The sequence below is a fragment of the Anaerolineales bacterium genome (assembly GCA_015075625.1).
Lineage (GTDB): Bacteria > Chloroflexota > Anaerolineae > Aggregatilineales > UBA2796 > UBA2796.
On sequence record JABTTZ010000001.1, the window covers coordinates 370,750 to 388,980 of the forward strand.

Sequence of the window (18,231 nt, forward strand, 5' to 3'; positions counted from 1 at the left end):
CCCTAGTTCCCCCCGCCAACTGCCAACGCCGCCGCCCCAATCAAACAGACATCTTCACCGAGGGCAGCGGGGGCAATGACGAGATCGCGCCAATATTCCGCCCCAATGGAATAGGCGCGAATGGCGTCATTCATAGCGGGGTTCAGCAGATCAGATGCTCCCTTGTAGACTCCCCCGCCAATCACGACAATTTGGGGGTTAAAGGTGTGCAGCAAACTGACGATCCCACAGCCAATGATTTTTCCCGTCCGCCCCATAAGGCGCAGTGCCAAGGGGTCGCCCTGACGTGCTGCCTCGCTGACGTGTTTCGCCGTGACCTCGGCAAGGTCATTGGCGGCAAAGGTGATGATTGCCGACTGCTCACCCGCCTTAATCGCGGCAACAGCATGGCGGGCAATGGAGGGTCCCGCCGCTTCTTTTTCCAGGGTAGAGACGTGTTCCCCCTCAACAAGCATGATCAGGTGTCCGCACTCTGCGCCAAACCCGTGTGAGCCGATCAACAAGCGCCCGTCGGTGATCACCCCTGCGCCGACGCCTGTGCTGATGGTGAGGTAAATCAAATCGGTGTAACCGCGCCCAGCGCCGCGTTGGTGTTCGGCAAGGGCGGCAAGATTGGCATCGTTCCCCAAAAAGACGGGAGCGCCTAAAGCCTCCTGCAAAATACGCCGCAGTTCGATATTTTTCCAACCCTTCAGGTTGGGAGGCGAGGTGATCACTCCGGCTTTGGGGTCGATGGGTCCCGGTGCAGAGACGCCAATCCCTGCCACACGCCCACCGTCCGTCGGAAAGACGGCGCGTGCCTGCGCGACCATACGTCCGATCACGGCATCGACACCTTCCTCATCAAGGGTGAGAGTCTCGGTGCGAGCGTCCATCTCCAAATTCGCGTCAAAACGCCCCGCCCGAATGCGCGTCCCGCCTAAATCGATCCCGATGTAGTGTATTTTTTCAGTCATGATGCTGCCCTTTGCGCCGGAAAAACTCACTAAACCCCTCTAAGGTGTACCCCACGAAAGGCATATCCGGCAATGGTAGGTATGCAGTTCATAGAAAGAGGCGACCTGTCGCGGAGGGTGTCTTTGTGTGAAGGGGATGCTTGACAAAGGGCGGGAGGATGGGCTATACTATCTCCCACAAAGTGCGATGCGGGTATAGTTCAGTGGTAGAACGGTTGCTTCCCAAGCAACATGTCAGCGGTTCGAGTCCGCTTACCCGCTCTTAGCCCTCCTAGCCTATGTAAACAGCTCTCAAATGATGCTTCCCTTCGTGGGGAGTTTGTGTTTATAGCACCAACCCCCTCTCTTTGGGTGACAATTATCACTTTGCCCCGCCCTCCGTTTGTTTTATAGTAATAGGGAAGTGGTGAATACCCACGGTTACCACACGGGCAAGGGGGCAGTTTCATGAACGAACTCATCGGGCGTAAACTGGGACAGTACGAGATTACAGCGCTGCTGGGCGAAGGCGGTATGGCGACCGTCTATCGAGCACATCAGACCAGCGTTCGGCGCGACGTGGCAGTCAAGATCATCGAGTCCAAACTGGCGTGCAACCCAGAGTTCATCCGACGCTTTGAACGCGAGACGATGACCATCGCTGCCCTCGATCATTCCCACATCCTCAAGATTCATGACTTCGGGCGCGAGGATAACCTGCTCCATCTGGGGATGGAGCTCAAGAGCGGGGGCAGCCTTATCCGAGCGGAGCAGCTCAGCGCTGAACAGACTGCTCATTACCTAGATCAGATCGCCTCCGCCCTCTTGATCACGCCCATGCCAAGGGGTTCATCCGCCACGACCTGAAGCCTCAGAATGTGCTGCTCGAGGAAGTTTTGAATCTCTTCTCTATCCGCCCTCCTGCGGTCAGTTCCTCCATCCCCAGACCTCAATGAGCGCTTCAAGCATCCGCTGCACCTCATGATTGTGCAGGCAAGAGCAGTTTTGCCTACACCTCCGCGTCCATAGATGCTGATGAGACGGGCACGCTCAGCAAGCAGGTTAGCCAAATCGGACGGCTTTTTGATCCGGTTTACGAACCGGTCATCGACATCCTGAGGAGGGGCATTGACCGTGGTGCGATGGGATTCGATCTCATGGCGGTGACGTTGCCCAATCTCAGCCTTAATGGCTTCGAGTGCACGCTGCTGTTGTGCCGCAGCCTGTTCCCTGCTGATAGAAACAACAACCGTCGACTCGTTCGCCACATTGCCACCCGGGGGAATCGGAGGCATCATATGTTCAGTTTGTGTCCCAATGAAAGGAACTAATTCTGCCGCCTGTGTGGTCACAGACCGCAGCAGAGTCGCAAGTTCCTCGGCCGAAGCAATTCAGTTTGCGCGGTGCTTGGCTAAGGCTTTGCCGATCACCCATTGCCAGATAGAGGGTACTTGTCCCCACATCGATACCATAGCCATAGATACGTAGAATGTGGGGATGGGTGAGTGTGTTCACCGTCCGAAATTCACACGTTCGAAGCGCTTTACAAGTTCGCTGTATCCACCAGAATTGACCGCGAGGACCTTCAGCACCGCTTCAAGGGTTGTTGTGGCATGATGCGCACGATATACGGTTGCCATACTACCTTTACCCAGCATCCCTACGATATTGTAAGGACCCAAACGTCTACCGATCAGGTTCGACATGGTTACCTACCTTCAATGTCTGGCGAACAACACGCCACCCAAGCGACGGGGTCTTCTCTCTCAAATGTCGGGGACAAGACCGCGCTGTGAAGCCCTCTGTCGGCTACTGCTACTGCACAATGCCGGGCTGCGTTAGCGCATGAAAGACAATTGTCTGAAATTGCTGCTGCAAACGTTGCCTGTAGACTTCCAGATCAATAAATGGCAGGTGGAACAAGTCACGCCAAGGGCGATGCGCCTCGTACAGATAGACTTCTTGAGGAGACAGCATCTCCACCCACCGAGGGATGGACTCCGCGTCGTCAGGCTCAACTGCAAACAAGAGCATATCTGCGGGCAGAATCCGCGCCACCCGTTGAACTTCCTGAGGATTGGTCAGGCGGTGAACTCCTTCCGCGTAGTTGAGCACCGTCGTTCCATCCGGATAACGCACATGAAAGCCAAGTTGGGGAGCATTCATGGGCAAGCGCAAGCCTTGACTGCCAATTCGGAGCAGATCAAAGGGGTGAAGTGCAAGTTGTAGAAGATAGTCTACTTTATGCTTGAATCCGGGTGGCAAGAGGGGCATATGTACCCAAGTGAAGGCAGTAATCTTGATCTCATTTAGGGTGATGCTTTCACCTGCTTTGATCCTGTGTACATTTGCGGGGAGGAGTATATTGCGTCGGTTGATATGGGCAGTAACTGCAGGAGAGGAGATCAGGTGGATGTTTTCCAAGTATGGACGGGCTTCCGGTGCCTCTAAAAACCGCCGCAGTGAACCCGCGTGCTCTGGATGCCCATGCGTGACACAAAGCAGTTTAGGCTGATCATTCTTGAGAACATCCCAAGTGACGGCTTCACCGTATAAGTCAAAGCCTATAAATGCGCCCGCGTGTTGCAGACTGATGCCTGACCAGTTGTAATAGTGAATGTTCATACTACATCCGTTGGCACTGGGGCAAAGGTATTCACATGCATATTCTTGATCAACCTGCTGTTGCGCATCGCCCCCAAAAGTAGCTGGGGAATATGACGCTTTAGGGCAGCCCGTGGGCGATATAACTTAAAGCGCCATATCGCCCGGAGTACAACCCGAAAATAGTACTTCTGAATCAGGCGATACATTTCCACCTGACTGAGCTTGGTGGTGGGAATCACAAAATGTGCAAGGTCATATAGTTCCCGATGGTGGGTTGTCACCTTGTCTTTCATCTCTTGGTGAAAGCCAGTACCGGGCAGTGGGGTCAAAGGGGTCAGTTCTGTCAGGGCGATGTTGGGATGTTTGCGTACATAACTATCAATGTTCTGAAAATCAGCTTCGGTGTAATCCGGCATGACCAAAAAGCCCGCGCTTAGGGCGATCCCGTTTTGGGCAAGAATCTGAATGGCCTTTTCATTGATCTCGATGCTGGTCTTTTTGTTGATCTCGTTGATACGGGTATCGTCAATGGCCTCCAAACCCGTCATGACCATCATCAACCCGATCTTTGCCCACTTGGCGAAGATTTCCGGGTTTTTGACCACACAGTCAGTACGGGTATAGGCAAAATAGCGCTTCTTGATACCTGCTGCCACGATCAGGTCATGCAGTCGCTCCATTCGTTTCACATCAATGAAGGTGTGATCATCACAAAACATGATGAAATCTTCGCGGATGGTCTTTAGGTCTTCAACAATAAGCTCCGGTGACCGCGTAATAAAGCGTCGGTTGGTGAAGTGCTGACAGGAGCAGAAATTGCAAGGGAAGGTGCATCCGAGTGAAGTCTGGATCGAAGCTACCGAGCTTTCAAATAGATAGTAATAGCGGGATCGGTATTTATCTGTGAGCGAGCGCTTGGGTTGAGGCATATGATCGAGGTTCGCTGGAAAGTGGCGGGATTCGGTAAAGTGTATCTGCCCTTCTCTGGGAAGCCCCAACCCCTGAATATCCTCAAAGTCCACAATCTGCCGCTCTGCCCAGCGGGCAACAATTTCTCGGAAGGCGGGAACTCCCTCACCAATGACGATGACATCAAGGTAGGGCGAATTGAACTCCTCTGGGCACAAGCTTGCGTGATGTCCACCCACAACGGTCAAAATACGATGATTGAATGCTTTGGCGATTTTGAAAACTCGCTGTACTGTGTAGGTCTGTACCACCTGTGCACTTGCCCCCACAATGTCAGGATTAAAGCGCTTCAGGGCACCCTCCAGATCGGTGTCGAGTTCCATGTCGAGTAGTTCAACATCATGATCAGGAACAGCCCCGCCGATGATCTCCAGCCCCAGTGGTTCGACCTTCGCCAGATATTTCAACCCAACGGTGAGATCACCACTGGGTGGGTTGACCAATAGGATTCTCATGATACACCTCGGTTCTTGCAAATGAATGCTTCTCTCACAATTAATCTCAGCTGCGAGACAATTCTAGACCTCGTGCAGGTTGATCCAAAGTGGACACATCCAGCGCAAGGTCTTTTAGGGATAGGGTCGAAGCTGCGGTTGTCAGCTTAATGAGCGAATATAAGCAATGATGTACAGAATCTGATCATCCGTCAGAGCGGGATTGCCGCCTTTGGGAGGCATATCAATCCCGGTTGTGTTGAGTGGATCCCAGATCGGGCGTCCGGCTTTGATGAAGGTTAACAGGTCCGCATCGGATGATCTCGCCACAAACTCGCTGGCAATAAGGTCTTTACCCAGATTGGGAATACCTTTCGCATTGGACCCATGACAGGCGGCACAAGCCGTGAACAGTTTTTCGCCTTCAGTCACAAGGGCTGAATCATAGGCAGGGTCCGTTTCAGTATCAGTTGCAGGTACCGCACTTTCAGTTTGAGCGGACAAACTGCGAATGAAGGCGATGATAGCGAGGATATCGTCATCACTTAGCGCCGGATTGCCACCCTTGGGCGGCATATCAATCCCGGTTGTGTTGAGTGGATCCCAGATTGGGCGTCCGGTTTTGATGAAGGTTAACAGGTCCGCATCGGATGATCTCGCCACAAGCTCGCTGGCAATAAGGTCTTTACCCAGATTGGGAATACCTTTCGCATTGGACCCATGGCAAGCGCTGCAAGCACCAAAAAGCTGCTCCCCTTTGGTCACCAGAGCCGGATCATAAGTGCTGCTGCCCCCGCCAGTGCCGTCTGCCTGCGCGATTGCTGTTGGGGTGAGGTTGCTGCTCACAGGGGATATGGACGTCAGGGTGGGGAGAGGGGTACTGGTTGGAGGCGGGGTTGAGGTCGCAGTAGGTACGGGTGTATTGGTCGGTAGGGGGGTAGGGGTTACCGTTGGGATTGGTGTGCTGGTGGGAATAAGGGTGGGGGTGGATGTCTGCGCTACCCAAACCACTACCGAGCCTCTGTTAACGCCATCGGGCTGAGACTGCATTAATCCAACCAGAATCAAAACACCGATGATCACTAGATTGCTGGCAAAGATCAAACTGAAAAGAACAGGATGCAGTGATGCCGTTTTATGTGTGTGATGCTCCACGAAAACTTTCTCCCTCATAAAATTTGGATGAATTAAACACAGATTCGCAGGTATTCTCAGGGTGGCTCAGGGCATGACCACGTCCTGATCAAAAGTGCGCTCCGCGTGTGTTCCATCGGGACGGGTCACATTAACCACGACTTGCCAATCACCAGCCATTGACCATTGCAGTGAGACCTGATACTGCCCCTCACCCATATGTTTACCCTCCCCCGTGATCGGCATCATGCCCTCATGGAGCATGTTCCCTGTCACCTTCACCATCGCATTAGTGACAGGTGCGCCGTCAGGGCCGGTCACGGTGATGATCACTATCCCACTACCCACAAGGGCAGGGCTGCGATCAGGGCTGTAGGCGATGTTCAGGGCAGAAAAGTCTGAGGCGGGGGTGCCCGTAGCACGCCGAATGATACTCTCGCTGGAGACAGCTTCAACCGTGAAAGAGAAATCCCGGCTAATCTTCGAGCCATCGGGCAGTGTGGCGGTGATAGTCACGAACCACCCCCCACCCATCGTCCATTCAAAGGGGATGCGGTACACACCCTTAAGGCTCTCGTGGGACTCGCCGTCAACCGGAGCCATGCCCGCATGATCCATATTTCCATGAGCTTGGATCAACATGCCGTCGATGGGTGTTCCCTGCGCATCCTTTAAGGTTACGATCAGTTCAGAGTCTCCTACCGCGGGTGGCTCCGGTTCAGCCCTCACGGATAAGTCCACTTTCGAGGGGGTGATAGTGGGAGAAGCGGCTCCGGCACATGCACTCATCACAAACAGACACAGCACCATAGCCAACAGCATTCGGAAGGAAGTCATAAATTTCCTCTGCCTCTTTGAATCAACCGCTCCTCACGCCCAAAGAGGATCATTCCCCCCATCAAAGGAATGATGATCCACAGCAGTAAGCCGCTGATGAGCATGGGGAGGAGAAGCTTGCCAAAATGATCGGTAGCATACACCCCCGCAGGCCCTAGTACTTCTAAGTTTGCTTGGAGTACGAGGATGGAGGCGATCTTAAATACCTGAAGGGGATTCAGGATCGCAATCGCAAAGACGGTTTCAATAGGCATCTGGGTAGATGTGGCTGTGCCCATGATGCCCAGATCGCCGATAAACACCAGAAACAGCCACAGGAATAACGCCCCACCCAAGGCCGCAGCAGTACGCTGGGTAATGCTGGAGAGCAAAAAGCCCAAACTCAGCATCGCCAAGGCCAGCAGGTACGCCAGCAGTACCATAAACAGATAACCGCCAGCATCCTGAATCCCGCCTTGGAGCGAGAGCACCACCCCGGCCACTCCAAATCCGAGGCTGAGGGTGGCAAGGAGTGCGCCCGCCATGCCCAAAAATTTGCCAAGGATGACTTCCACCCGGTTGATAGGCTGCGAAAGTAAATACATCAGTACGCCTGTCTCCCGGTCTCCAGCGAGATTCGCAGCCCCCAACGTTAACCCGATCAGCGGTACAAATAGCAGCACCAGATTGATCAGGCTGGCGGCGGTACGGCTGTAACTGGCCACACGAAGGTTCATTCCGCCGGGCTGAGTTAACGTTGAAAGCACCAGTGCCAGCCCTGCAAAAGCGATGGTAAACACCAAAAACCATCGGTTATGTAGGGCGTCGCGCAGCTCTTTTTCCGCCATGGTGCGGATATTGGCAAGGTCAATCATCATTTTCCCCCAGTAACAGCAGTTCACCGTCGATCAGATCAAAATCCTCTACGGGAATTTGCATTGATTCCAGAAGGCGCAAGGGGGCAACCTTACCACTCAAGCTGACTTGCACGTACACACTGTGCCCATTGGGCATAAAGCGGTATCCCTGTTCACTCAGAACATTCAGGGTTTGAGCTTTGTGCTGTGCCGAAATCCAAATGCGCAGCCAGCGATGCAGCCCCAAGCGAGGCGCAAGTTCATGTGGGGCACAATCCAGAACCAACTTGCCTTCGTCCAGCACTAACACCCGACTGCCCAATGCTATAACCTCATCCAAGCGGTGTGATGAGAACACAATGGTCTTGCCGGACTGATTCAGGCTTTGGATCATGTGGATGAAATCCCGCTGTGCTTTGACATCAAGGCTAGCCGTGGGTTCATCCAGCACCAGCACAGGCGGATCGGAGAGAAGTCCCACTGCCAGCGCCAGACGCTGCTTCATGCCCCCGGAGAGCATGTGGACTCGTTTGGCCTTGTGGGGCGATAAGTGCACCTGAGTGAGCACCTCATCGATCCGCTTCACCGAAGCTTTTTTAAGACGGGCACAAAAATACAAGGTTTCTACGACGGTCAGGTCATAAAAGGCAGTTTCTTGGGGAACATAACCGATGGCGGCCCGTGCAGCCTTGCCCTGTTTACGCACATCGATACCATTCACGGTCAGCTCGCCCTCAAATCCATGCACCCCTAACAGACAGCGAAGGGTGGTGGTTTTTCCTGCACCGTTTGCGCCCCACAAGGCAACGGACTCGCCCGCTTTGATGGTGAAAGAGACTTCATGCAGGGCAGCATGTTTGCGGTAACGTTTGGTCAGATTTTTGGCGATGATCATGTCAGGGGTACTTTCTGCTCAGTTTTAGGCATAGGTTCTGACGCGGCTAAAGTTCTCCTGATAGAAGACAGTGCCCGGTTACGCAGCGCCGAGAGACACACCAGTGCTCCAATCCCCAATAACAGCCCTGTACCAGCCAGTAAGGAAAACGTCATTCCCTGTCCGGGTGAGTCGATCTGGACGGGGACGCTGTATTTCATCAGAGGGGCTTCGTCGATGACCTTAGGATCAGGACGTAAGGAAGGAAACGCTGCTGCCGCAAAGTCAATGGCTTGGCTTGCTGGGCTGAAGGTAAAAAGGCGTAGTACAGGGTTGTTGTCGGAGATGCTCTCAAAGAGCTTTTCGGCGCGGTAGGGCATATCCCCCACCCCGTCACCATCCCGGTCATAACCTACATAGTTGCTCCAGTAGTTGCCGATGCCGTCTTGACTCCAAGCGTTTCCCAGAAGGTTACCACGACCCTGAACACTCACCTGTTGGTAGTTTTCGAGGAAGGTGTTGTTCTGGAAAATATTTCGCTTCACCGAGGGCAGGCCGGTCAAGCCGATATCATTGTAGGCAATGAAGTTCTGGCTGAAATAATTGTGGGAATCATAAAGGGAGGGTGAGTTATCCAAAAAAATGGCCACTGCATTGCCTATAAAGACGTTTTCAAAAACCCGCACCTGATCCATATCCTTGAGGGCAACACCGTAACCGCTTGCCCCTCGGTTATGGATGATCCGGTTGCGGCTCAGGGTTAGTCCCGCCGAATACATCATGTAAGCGCCGACGGCGTTTTCCTCAATTCGGTTGTCCTCCACCACTGCATCCTTGTTGTACATAAAATGCAGTCCATAACGGTTATGGTGGATGTAATTCTGGCGAATGAGGATATTGTTGGCATACCAGATAAGGATGTCACGCCCGCTGGTGATCTCATTGCCGATCAAACTCACATCATGGCTGTACCAAACCCGGATGCCGTCGCCCCGGATACTCTCCTCAAGGGGTTTGCCCCTGATAACATTGTTCTGAGCAATCCCTTGAGGGGCATCGGCAAAATAGATCCCAAACAAGACATCTTCAAGCAGGTTATCGGCAACAGTAACCTGTGGGGACTGAATCACGATCCCCGTATCTTCGTGAGGCAGGCTGTGACCGCTGTTCCGCACGATGAATCCCTGAAAGATGACACGGGGGGCGTTGATCAGCACGAGACTGCCTATGCCGCGACCGTCGATCACCGGTTGATCGATCCCGATCAGGGAGATCGATTTCTCGATCACTAACGGCGCGACATATACACCACCGTGAACTTCAATCACGTCACCATTATGGGCAGCTACAAGAGCTGCTTCGATGGTGGGGTAAGCTCCACCCGGAGCCACGATCAGGGTGGTTTGTGCCCGAACTGTGATCAGGGGTATCGCCATCCACATGAGCAGGCTGATCAGCACAGCGGGGCGGTAGATTCGTCGAGTACAGCAGGTTGGTTTCATAGAGGCTGCCTCAGCCTGAAGTGCGTGCCCGTCGCTGAGCGAAGCGAAGGACAGCCGCCAGTACGATCAGGGCACTGCCCAGTACGATCAGATACCAACCCACATCAACATTGGCAACAGTCTTAAACTGACCGATGACTCCCTCACCGAGGATTGGCGGGGTGAAAGGACGAATAGCGCTAGAAAGCGGCGCATAGGGATCGAGGTTCTGCCCATAGTGGTTCATCCAAAACGCTAGATCGGCAAGGTAAATGAAGGGGAACAGCAGGGCTGGTATAGTCAACAACCACGTCCAGCGCCGCCGCCAAAATGCCGCCACAATCAGTAGGATGATCATCACAACCATCCCCGGGATGGCGATGGAGCGTTCTAGCTGTGCAGCGTCATAGAGAGACTTCATGCCGATGTAATGGTTTAGCCCGTCAATTTCCCGAACTTCGTCCAGTTTGGGATCATCGTCTCCAGTGATATAGTTCACAAATACCCGCATCTGAAGCCCACCGGGGTATTGAGGTGCCTGCAAGATCAGTCCCCAGTAGGGGAAAGCAGTGGAGACGATCATCAACACTGCCGCGCTCAGGTACAGGACTGGTGGTAACCACTTTAGCCAATGACGGGAAGCGCCAGTAGTAGTATTCTGTGCAGCGCTTGAATTGGAGGAGGAAAGTATATTTGCAGCCATATTGAACCTCTGTGATCTGGTTATGCGCATGATGAGGGGTAGTGGGGCAGTTATCCCACCCCACCATCCCTCAATGGCTGACCATCACTCAGGCTTCACCATCATGTAACCCATCATTTCGAGATGGAGTGCTGAGCAGAACTCAGTGCAGTAGAAGCTGAACACACCTGCGTGGGTCGCTTCAAACTCAAAGGTGATCGATTCTCCCGGCTCAATACTCAGGTTGATATTGTAGAAGGGGATTGCAAAGCCGTGGGTAGCGTCACGGGCACGCTCCACATTGGTGATCGTCCAAGTAACATGATCGCCCACCTGAATCTCGACATGCTCAGGAGTCATGTGGCTGCGAACGGCGGTCATGCGCACAGTTACGTTCTTACCGTCGCGGGTTATACCTTCGGTGCCTTGGGTGACTGCTCTGGGATCAACCGTCTGGGTCGCCGGGTTCCAGCCTACTTCAGGGTAGACTTCCCACGCATTAAGCTTATCTGCTTTGATGATCTGGGCATAGTGTGGTTCTGCGCCGGTGATAGGCATATCGAATAGAATCTGAGTCTTGTCACCCGGCTGCGAAATGTCGATCAACTGTAGATTTTGGGGCAGCAGTGGGCCCGTGCTGAGGAAACGATCCACTGACCACTTGTTGAGCGCGACTAAAAAGCGCCCGTCAGGAGTTGCGGTATCGCCTTCAGCAGCGGCAAGATGCCCCACGTTGTACTGAACAGGGGTCTTATTGATCAGCTTCCAGCCATCCTGCGGACGATAACCTTCTGCGCCGATGCTCCAGCGTGCTACAGCGCTGTCCAAGAACAGACTGGTATAGGCATAGCCCTGATCGTCATAAACGGTGTGCAGCGGTCCAAGTCCCAGTTCAACCTGAACCTCCATCACGCTTTCGAGCGACAGAACGGGTACTCCAAAAGCATCCTTCTCTGTGGGTCCAGCGGCGATAGCGGCCATCATCTTGGCGAAACTGTAGACGGTCACATGGGGGTCAAGTTTGCCACCGACGACGATGAAATCGCCTTTGGGGGTCACATCCGCGCCGTGAGGGCTGCGGGGTTCTGGGGCAAGGTATAGCAGTCCAGCTTCAATCGATTTTTCGAGGGGGATGACTTTAAAGCCTTTGACATCCACAACACCACCTGCTTGGAAGACTGCCTCCGCAGCCTTCAGGTTGATCATATGCAGGTAGTCTACCGCGCCACGACTCACGCCCGCTTCAAAAGGAGGATTGCCTTTTTCGATACCGCCAGTCGCCATTTCCGCATTGAAAGAATTGCAGAACACCCAACCTTCGGAGACGGACTTGCCCGAATCGCACAAATCCTGCCAGTAGGGAGGAAGTTCCATGGCGAACGACTTGCTCATATCAATACGCCCAGTCTCGCGATCAAACTTCCAGAATGTGATCATCCCGCTGTAGGCATCTTTGTAGTTTTCGATGGGGGCGTAGGTTCCACCGAGGGGTAGACCATACTGACCACCCTCAACGATGTATTCAGTGTTGGGGGTGACAAAGGTGCCCCCATGATCGTTCAAGAAAGCGGGGTTGTGAACGATCTGTTTGGTCTCAAAGTCACGCAGGTCAATAACCGCAACGCGCCCATTGGCTTTATCACCAATGAACAGCCACTGACCATCATATTCGCCGTTGGTTTCGCTCAGTGCCGGGTGATGGGTGTCACCCCAGCGGATTTCCTTACCATCGATGTTACCCTGATCAAGGATTTCATTCCCCGCCCCATACCCATAACCTTGCCACGATTCCGGGGTGAAAACGGAGATCAACCGCAGCAGGCGCATGGAGGGCATTCCAATCGCTAGCATCTGACCACCCTGACCAGCAGAAGCGAACATCACGTATTCATCCATCATACCGCTGGGGGTATAGGTCATCACCGCAGCACGCAGGTCGGCTTCGGTAAGACCACGCTGTGCCATAATGGACTGCCAATCAGTGGAACCATCTTGGGCGTTCGTGGTGATCATCTTCGGTGCTACTACTCCCAAAAGCAGCGCCACCATAATCACAACGATGAATAGAGATTTCAGTGAAAGCCGGAGTTTAATCATTTTCTTTAGCCTCTCTTTTACCTATACCTAAATGGAAATGACGAGGAATCCGCCCCAGATCATGCCCAGCAAGCGATTTCTCAGTTCATCATGACACTGATCTGGGGTGGCGAATGTGACTCAAGTCACATGGGTTTAAGGGGATGAAGAACTTCAGCGGGCTTCGTGCAGGGCGATTTGGCGCAGTTTATCGAGGTTATACAGGAGAATCAAGGTGCGGGTAACTTGGATCAATCCCTCAGCCTCAAACTTCCGAAAGGTACGATAGACAACTTCGCGGGCAGTGCCGACCATATCAGCATATTCTTGTTGTGAGAGCAGGCGTTCAATGCCGATTCCCCCTTCGTAGGGTCGTCCTTCCGCCTCAGCCCGCGCTAGCAGCACCATCGCCAGACGCGAAGTCACATCACGAAAGGCGAGATCATGTACAAGGATGACGAATTGTTTAAGTTTATCGGTGATCAGGCGCAAAAAAAGCTCTTGGAAATCGGGCAGTTCGTCCAGCAGAACTCTCAGATTCCCCGGTGGCAGGAAGAGGACTTGTACAGGGGAAAGGGTGGTAGCAGCATAGGGACTGGGGGTATCTGTGGGCAGGGATTCCGCACCTAAGCACTGTCCCGGCACAAGCAGGGCCAATATCTGGCATTTGTCCTTTGAATGCCGGTAAAGCTTGACGTGCCCCCTCTGGAGTAGATATAGCCCTGTAGGTGGATCTTCCTGCTGATACAGATCAAGATGGGCTTCATAGCTCAGTTCCACTGCCTTTTCAGCAAGACAGCGCTGGGTGCGTGGGCTGAGCGCCTGAAGGAGAGGAATGGCTAAAAGCTGCTCTAGGCTCACCATCGGGGACACATTTCATCAACATCAGGGCGATATGTAATCAGGGTAAGCCTTTTGGGATGAACAGAATGTGACTTAAATCACGCCTCGTGAGGTAAGGGGCTTTTCTTCTGATCATCACAGGCACAGGGAGGCATAAGCGCGTTGAGGTTGAGGATCGTAATATGACCCGGCTCGCTGTGGATGATGCCTTCCTTTTCCAAATGATTAAGGTGCCGTGTGACCACTTCTCGCACGGTTCCTGAGAGTGCGGCCAGCCTCTCGTGGGTCAGTTCCACAGTTGGTTGGGGGGTGGAGCGGTTGGCATAGGTAAGCAGGCAGTCGTTGATGCGGTCGGGCACAGTCCATGCGCCTAATATCTCGCTCACTTTGGCGAGGTGCGTTAAGCGCTGACTGTAGATGTGCAGCAGCACTTTAACCAGTTGAGGTTTGCACACCTTCACTTGCTGAAGCCCGGATTCGGGGAGGAGAAAAAGGGTGACATGATCCAGTGCCTGCGCGGTAGCCGGGTTACTGTTCATATCAAAGAGGGGGCAGCTTCCAAAACACTTCCCTTGATCCATCACACACAGTCCCTGAATCCGTCCATTGAACGACTGTTTGATAATCTTGACTCGCCCCTCAAAGACGAACCAGAGCGAACCGGCTATCTCGCCCTCGGTGAAAATGACCTGACCGGGCATGTAACTCTGGCGCACCATTGATGACGCCAAAAGGGCTAACTGCTCCATTGGCATATCCCGAAAAGCCGGCAAGCTTCTTACCTCGGCAACCTTTACCGGGAAACGATCAAGTGCCATATACTCCAAAATTTGTGCTCCGTTTGAATAGGTCAATTATACTGCCAAACACAGTTCAGAACAATCCGCTCGCAGAGGTCCTTGTCCACAGGGAGACACCTGGCGCTATGATCCGCTGACGAACGGTTGGCGCGAGGTGACCCCGACGAACGCCGCGCCCGCACCGCGCTCGAATCCGTCCCTCGTGGCAGGGGGGGAGTCGTTTGGCTTTTTGGCGGGCGCGGCGGCGGTGGGGAGATCTGGCTGACTTATGGGCGTTTGACCCGCTGGCGGGCGAATGGCTAATCCATACTGGCGAGACTGCACCTCCCCTTCGCAGCAGCCACGCTGCGATATGGGACGTCGCTCACGGGCAGATGATCCTTTTTGGCGGGGTGAACAAAAACGGGGATTTGAACGATCTGTGGGTCTATCGCCCGCCATCGGTGGAGTAGTGTAGGGGCGCGGGCAACAAAAAGCCCCCCCTCAGTCAGACCGATTGAGGGGGGGCGGGGGGCGGGCTGTCCTCCCGCTGCGCGTTTAGATGCGCTTGACCGTGATGCTCTTGGGTTTCACCGCTTCGGCTTTCGGCAGCGTCAGCGTGAGGACACCATTCTCAAAGGTCGCTTCGACCTTCTCCCCATCAATGGGGGTGTTCACCGTCAGGGTGCGCTCAAATTTGCCCCACAACCGCTCTTGCAGCAGGTAGCTGTTCCCGTTGGCATTGCCATTCGTGCTTTGCTCGCCCTTCTTGAACTCGCCCCGGATGGTCAGTGTGTCGCCCTCTAGGGTGATCTGTAAGTCCTCTGGCTTCACACCGGGGACATCCGCCTTCAAGACAAGCGCTTCCGGCGTGCTGTAGGCATCCACTGGCAGCAGCCATGCCTGACGATTCTCACGGGTGCGACTAAACGCCTCGTTCATTACCTGATCCATCGCTTCACGCATCGTGATCAAATCGCGGACAGGATTCCAACGTGTTACGGTAGCCATTGTTCAAGTACCTCCAACCAGTGTGTTTTTGTTTCTCAATACGGTCTCAAACCTATGCTTCTGATCATAAATCCCCTTCGTTAGAGGCACATAGACAGACCGTAAACGATAGATCAACATTTTGTAGGAGATGTATCAGCAGGCGAAAGTGGGTATAGTTTGGGCGATCTGCACAAGACAGGTATGGGTTCAACTTATTCTGTGGAGATGGTCTATGTCCTATTATTACCGCCTCGGCGCGATCCCCCATAAGCGCCATACCCAATTCCGCAAGCCGGATGGAACACTTTATCACGAAGAACTGATGGGGATTCATGGCTTTAGCGGGATTCAATCGCTGCTCTATCACAACCGCCCGCCCACCGAAGTCCGCCATATGGAGATGGTCTGCAAGGTCGAAATCCCCTACGAGGATACCGACGCGCTCCGTCACCGTCACCTGCGCTCTGCGCCCACCCCCGCTGGCGGCGACGCCATCACCGCCCGCCTGCCGATGATGGGCAATCACGATCTGGTCATGTCGGTTGCCCGCCCCACCGAGGCAATGAGCTACTGGTACAAACATGCGCAAGGCGATGATCTGCTGTTCATCCATGAGGGGACGGGCGTCCTTGAAACCCAGTTTGGCGTCTTGCATTACCGTCCGGGGGATTATCTCGTCATTCCGACGGGCGTTTTGTGGCGCTTTGTCCCTGATGCGGGCGTGGAACAACGGATGCTTGTGGTTGAGGCGTTCGGGCATATCGAGCCGCCCCGCCGCTACATCAATGATTACGGGCAGTTCTTGGAACACGCCCCCTACTGCGAACGCGATCTGCGCCCGCCGGAAAAACTGCTCACCTTTGACGAGGTGGGCGAGTTTGAAGTGCAGGTGAAAACGCGGGGACAAATCACGCGGTTTATCTATGGGCATCACCCATTGGATGTGGTCGGGTGGGATGGGCATTTGTTCCCCTATGCTTTCAATATTGAGGATTTCGAGCCGATCACCGGTCGGGTTCACCAGCCGCCACCCGTCCACCAAACCTTTGACGGACCGGGCTTCGTCGTTTGTTCGTTTGTCCCACGCCTGTTCGATTACCACCCGCTCTCGATTCCCGCCCCTTACAATCACTCCAACGTCGATTCCGACGAGGTGCTGTACTATGTCGATGGCGATTTTATGTCGCGGCGGGGAATTGAGCGGGCATCGTTCACCGTCCACCCCAACGGCATCCCCCATGGACCGCATCCGGGGACGTATGAGGGGTCAATTGGCAAGACACGCACCGAAGAACTCGCCGTGATGGTCGACACCTTCCGTCCCTTGCAATTGACGCGCCACGCCCTTGGTATGGAAGATCACGCCTACGCCACCAGTTGGCTGCCGGAGCGCTACAAAAAAAACACCGAGGGGTAGGCACATGGTCTGCGCCCGCCTCGTCGTCAATTATCCGCCCGCCGCTCAAGCAGCGGGCTAAGGCTGACCGCCCCGTTAGGGCTTAAAGACAAAGCGATGCCCCCCCCATGCTGGTCTGCTTTTCCAAGCCCCATAGGGGTGGTTATTCCTAGCACGGCGGTTTTAGCCCCGCGCCTCCTCCGCTCCGTACCGCCAGTGAAAATTCATCAAAAATTTGGGATTCACCCGTGTGTTTTATGGGTTTGGTGCTATGATCTTGTGCAAATTGACATTGCTTTCCGCAAAAAGAGTCGATCCATGTGTCGGTCTTGCTGCGTGAAAGACACCTTCCTTTCAGGAGACTTCCCCTTATGGCGACCATCACCTTACAAAAACCCGTTTATACCGACGAAGATCACGAGACATGGGCAAAACTTTGCACTCGCCAAATCCCCCTTGTCAGCGAGCCTGCCTGCCGCCTCTTTCATGAGGGGTGGGCGGCGCTCAATCTTGATCTGACCCAACTGCCCGATCCCTTCACCGTCAGCGAACATATTCGAGCGACGACAGGCTGGACGTTAGGCGATGCCCAAAATGGCTACCTCGGACCGACAGAATGGTTTGAACACCTTGCCGAACGGCGCTTCCCGGTGACGAATTACATTCGCCGTCCGCACGAACTGGAGTTCACCCCTAATCCTGATTTGTTCCATGAATATTTTGGGCATCTCGCCTTTTTCATGAATCAGGAGTTTGCCGATATGGCGCAAACGTTTGGGAAGTTCTACCTGAACGCCCAAACAGATTACCAGCGGCTTGGCATTGCCCGTTTGTGGTGGTATACAACGGAGTTCGGGTTCATCCGCGAGGGCGGCGCGTTGAAAATCTATGGGGCGGGGCTGCTTAGTTCCCCCGGCGAACTGCTGCACAGCCTGAAGGCAGAGACCCCGAAAGTGCCATTTGATACCCGTATGGTGGCGGAAACCGCTGGGGCGGCATACAGTATGCACGAGAAATACTTCATCCTCGATGGTGAAGATCACCCCCTGCGCATCATGCGGGAGTTCGCTGAGATGGAGGGAATCACCTTCCCCGCCTAGCTGCCTTCCGGGGCTTGGGCGATGCCCTCCCTCCCTAGCCCCCTCGCCCGCAAGGCTGAGGGGGCGACAGTAGGGTGTACAGGCATTGGTTACCCTCATCCCTCTGCGATCCACTTTCGGTGTGTACCCGCTTCTTCCACATGCGGGCAAAGAGTGAATCGCGATTCGGAGGGGTAGACTGCTCCCATGCCCCACTCTGGGGGGTGTGAGGGGACGCCCCCACAGCACCTAAAAGGGGAGGAGGCATTCATACCC

At 54.1% G+C, this 18,231-nt stretch carries 18 protein-coding genes and 1 tRNA gene; 5 read left to right on the forward strand and 14 right to left on the reverse strand.

The window, feature by feature from the left end:
- Positions 1–2 precede the first annotated feature (2 nt).
- Entirely contained in the window at positions 3–956 is a 954-nt protein-coding gene (locus HS103_01605; protein ID MBE7511499.1) for an ROK family protein, read from the reverse strand.
- A 189-nt stretch (positions 957–1,145) separates the two neighbouring features.
- Here HS103_01605 and HS103_01610 point away from each other — a divergent pair.
- Positions 1,146–1,217: transfer RNA gene (locus HS103_01610), tRNA-Gly, on the forward strand.
- A 186-nt stretch (positions 1,218–1,403) separates the two neighbouring features.
- Entirely contained in the window at positions 1,404–1,802 is a 399-nt protein-coding gene (locus HS103_01615; protein ID MBE7511500.1) for a protein kinase, read from the forward strand.
- A 644-nt stretch (positions 1,803–2,446) separates the two neighbouring features.
- Here HS103_01615 and HS103_01620 read toward each other — a convergent pair.
- The 12 genes from HS103_01620 to HS103_01675 all read right to left on the reverse strand — a co-directional run bounded on the left by HS103_01620 (position 2,447) and on the right by HS103_01675 (position 14,526).
- A complete protein-coding gene (locus tag HS103_01620; protein MBE7511501.1) occupies positions 2,447–2,641 on the reverse strand; it encodes a hypothetical protein in 195 nt (64 codons plus the stop codon).
- A gap of 109 nt (positions 2,642–2,750) precedes the next feature.
- A complete protein-coding gene (locus HS103_01625; protein MBE7511502.1) occupies positions 2,751–3,560 on the reverse strand; it encodes an MBL fold metallo-hydrolase in 810 nt (269 codons plus the stop codon).
- Positions 3,557–4,966 (reverse strand): cobalamin B12-binding domain-containing protein, encoded by a 1,410-nt coding sequence (locus HS103_01630; protein ID MBE7511503.1) that lies wholly within the window; start codon positions 4,964–4,966, stop codon positions 3,557–3,559. Before HS103_01630 ends, HS103_01625 begins: the two co-directional genes overlap by 4 nt.
- Positions 4,967–5,107: 141 nt before the next feature.
- Complete coding sequence (locus tag HS103_01635) at positions 5,108–6,100, reverse strand: c-type cytochrome (GenBank protein MBE7511504.1); 993 nt, start codon at positions 6,098–6,100, stop codon at positions 5,108–5,110.
- 66 nt (positions 6,101–6,166) lie between these two features.
- The gene (locus HS103_01640; GenBank protein MBE7511505.1) at positions 6,167–6,916 is read right to left on the reverse strand and encodes a FixH family protein; all 750 of its coding nucleotides are present in this window, start codon (positions 6,914–6,916) and stop codon (positions 6,167–6,169) included.
- Positions 6,913–7,773, reverse strand: coding sequence for an ABC transporter permease subunit (locus tag HS103_01645; protein ID MBE7511506.1), 861 nt, complete (start codon positions 7,771–7,773; stop codon positions 6,913–6,915). The genes HS103_01640 and HS103_01645 overlap by 4 nt, the downstream gene beginning before the upstream one ends.
- Complete coding sequence (locus HS103_01650) at positions 7,763–8,647, reverse strand: ABC transporter ATP-binding protein (GenBank protein ID MBE7511507.1); 885 nt, start codon at positions 8,645–8,647, stop codon at positions 7,763–7,765. Before HS103_01650 ends, HS103_01645 begins: the two co-directional genes overlap by 11 nt.
- Entirely contained in the window at positions 8,644–10,086 is a 1,443-nt protein-coding gene (nosD, locus tag HS103_01655) for a nitrous oxide reductase family maturation protein NosD (protein MBE7511508.1), read from the reverse strand. The genes HS103_01650 and nosD overlap by 4 nt, the downstream gene beginning before the upstream one ends.
- A 52-nt stretch (positions 10,087–10,138) precedes the next feature.
- Positions 10,139–10,810: a cytochrome C gene (locus tag HS103_01660; protein MBE7511509.1), complete on the reverse strand. Its 672-nt coding sequence runs from the start codon at positions 10,808–10,810 to the stop codon at positions 10,139–10,141.
- Positions 10,811–10,894: 84 nt separating this feature from the next.
- A complete protein-coding gene (nosZ, locus tag HS103_01665) occupies positions 10,895–12,886 on the reverse strand; it encodes a Sec-dependent nitrous-oxide reductase (GenBank protein ID MBE7511510.1) in 1,992 nt (663 codons plus the stop codon).
- A 153-nt stretch (positions 12,887–13,039) separates the two neighbouring features.
- Positions 13,040–13,738: a Crp/Fnr family transcriptional regulator gene (locus tag HS103_01670; protein ID MBE7511511.1), complete on the reverse strand. Its 699-nt coding sequence runs from the start codon at positions 13,736–13,738 to the stop codon at positions 13,040–13,042.
- A 68-nt stretch (positions 13,739–13,806) separates the two neighbouring features.
- On the reverse strand, positions 13,807–14,526 hold the full coding sequence (locus HS103_01675; protein ID MBE7511512.1) for a Crp/Fnr family transcriptional regulator: 720 nt from the start codon (positions 14,524–14,526) through the stop codon (positions 13,807–13,809).
- 203 nt (positions 14,527–14,729) lie between these two features.
- Here HS103_01675 and HS103_01680 point away from each other — a divergent pair, with 203 nt between their 5' ends.
- Entirely contained in the window at positions 14,730–14,960 is a 231-nt protein-coding gene (locus tag HS103_01680) for a hypothetical protein (protein ID MBE7511513.1), read from the forward strand.
- 85 nt (positions 14,961–15,045) lie between these two features.
- Here the strand turns inward: HS103_01680 and HS103_01685 are convergent, their stop codons facing one another.
- On the reverse strand, positions 15,046–15,498 hold the full coding sequence (locus tag HS103_01685; GenBank protein MBE7511514.1) for an Hsp20/alpha crystallin family protein: 453 nt from the start codon (positions 15,496–15,498) through the stop codon (positions 15,046–15,048).
- Positions 15,499–15,712: 214 nt separating this feature from the next.
- Between HS103_01685 and HS103_01690 the strand changes: the two genes are divergently transcribed.
- On the forward strand, positions 15,713–16,897 hold the full coding sequence (locus HS103_01690; protein MBE7511515.1) for a homogentisate 1,2-dioxygenase: 1,185 nt from the start codon (positions 15,713–15,715) through the stop codon (positions 16,895–16,897).
- A gap of 350 nt (positions 16,898–17,247) precedes the next feature.
- Positions 17,248–17,976: an amino acid hydroxylase gene (locus HS103_01695; GenBank protein MBE7511516.1), complete on the forward strand. Its 729-nt coding sequence runs from the start codon at positions 17,248–17,250 to the stop codon at positions 17,974–17,976.
- Positions 17,977–18,231: the final 255 nt, after the last annotated feature.

What these genes read in the sequence shown, in the direction of transcription:
- HS103_01685 (MBE7511514.1), bottom strand. Translation starts at nt 15,498, where the DNA reads ATGGCTACCGTAACACGTTGGAATCCTGTCCGCGATTTGATCACGATG.
- HS103_01690 (MBE7511515.1), top strand. Translation starts at nt 15,713, where the DNA reads ATGTCCTATTATTACCGCCTCGGCGCGATCCCCCATAAGCGCCATACC.
- HS103_01625 (MBE7511502.1), bottom strand. Translation starts at nt 3,560, where the DNA reads ATGAACATTCACTATTACAACTGGTCAGGCATCAGTCTGCAACACGCG.
- HS103_01630 (MBE7511503.1), bottom strand. Translation starts at nt 4,966, where the DNA reads ATGAGAATCCTATTGGTCAACCCACCCAGTGGTGATCTCACCGTTGGG.
- HS103_01650 (MBE7511507.1), bottom strand. Translation starts at nt 8,647, where the DNA reads ATGATCATCGCCAAAAATCTGACCAAACGTTACCGCAAACATGCTGCC.
- nosZ (MBE7511510.1), bottom strand. Translation starts at nt 12,886, where the DNA reads ATGATTAAACTCCGGCTTTCACTGAAATCTCTATTCATCGTTGTGATT.
- HS103_01695 (MBE7511516.1), top strand. Translation starts at nt 17,248, where the DNA reads ATGGCGACCATCACCTTACAAAAACCCGTTTATACCGACGAAGATCAC.
- HS103_01675 (MBE7511512.1), bottom strand. Translation starts at nt 14,526, where the DNA reads ATGGCACTTGATCGTTTCCCGGTAAAGGTTGCCGAGGTAAGAAGCTTG.
- HS103_01640 (MBE7511505.1), bottom strand. Translation starts at nt 6,916, where the DNA reads ATGACTTCCTTCCGAATGCTGTTGGCTATGGTGCTGTGTCTGTTTGTG.
- HS103_01615 (MBE7511500.1), top strand. Translation starts at nt 1,404, where the DNA reads ATGAACGAACTCATCGGGCGTAAACTGGGACAGTACGAGATTACAGCG.
- HS103_01660 (MBE7511509.1), bottom strand. Translation starts at nt 10,810, where the DNA reads ATGGCTGCAAATATACTTTCCTCCTCCAATTCAAGCGCTGCACAGAAT.
- HS103_01620 (MBE7511501.1), bottom strand. Translation starts at nt 2,641, where the DNA reads ATGTCGAACCTGATCGGTAGACGTTTGGGTCCTTACAATATCGTAGGG.
- HS103_01645 (MBE7511506.1), bottom strand. Translation starts at nt 7,773, where the DNA reads ATGATGATTGACCTTGCCAATATCCGCACCATGGCGGAAAAAGAGCTG.
- HS103_01605 (MBE7511499.1), bottom strand. Translation starts at nt 956, where the DNA reads ATGACTGAAAAAATACACTACATCGGGATCGATTTAGGCGGGACGCGC.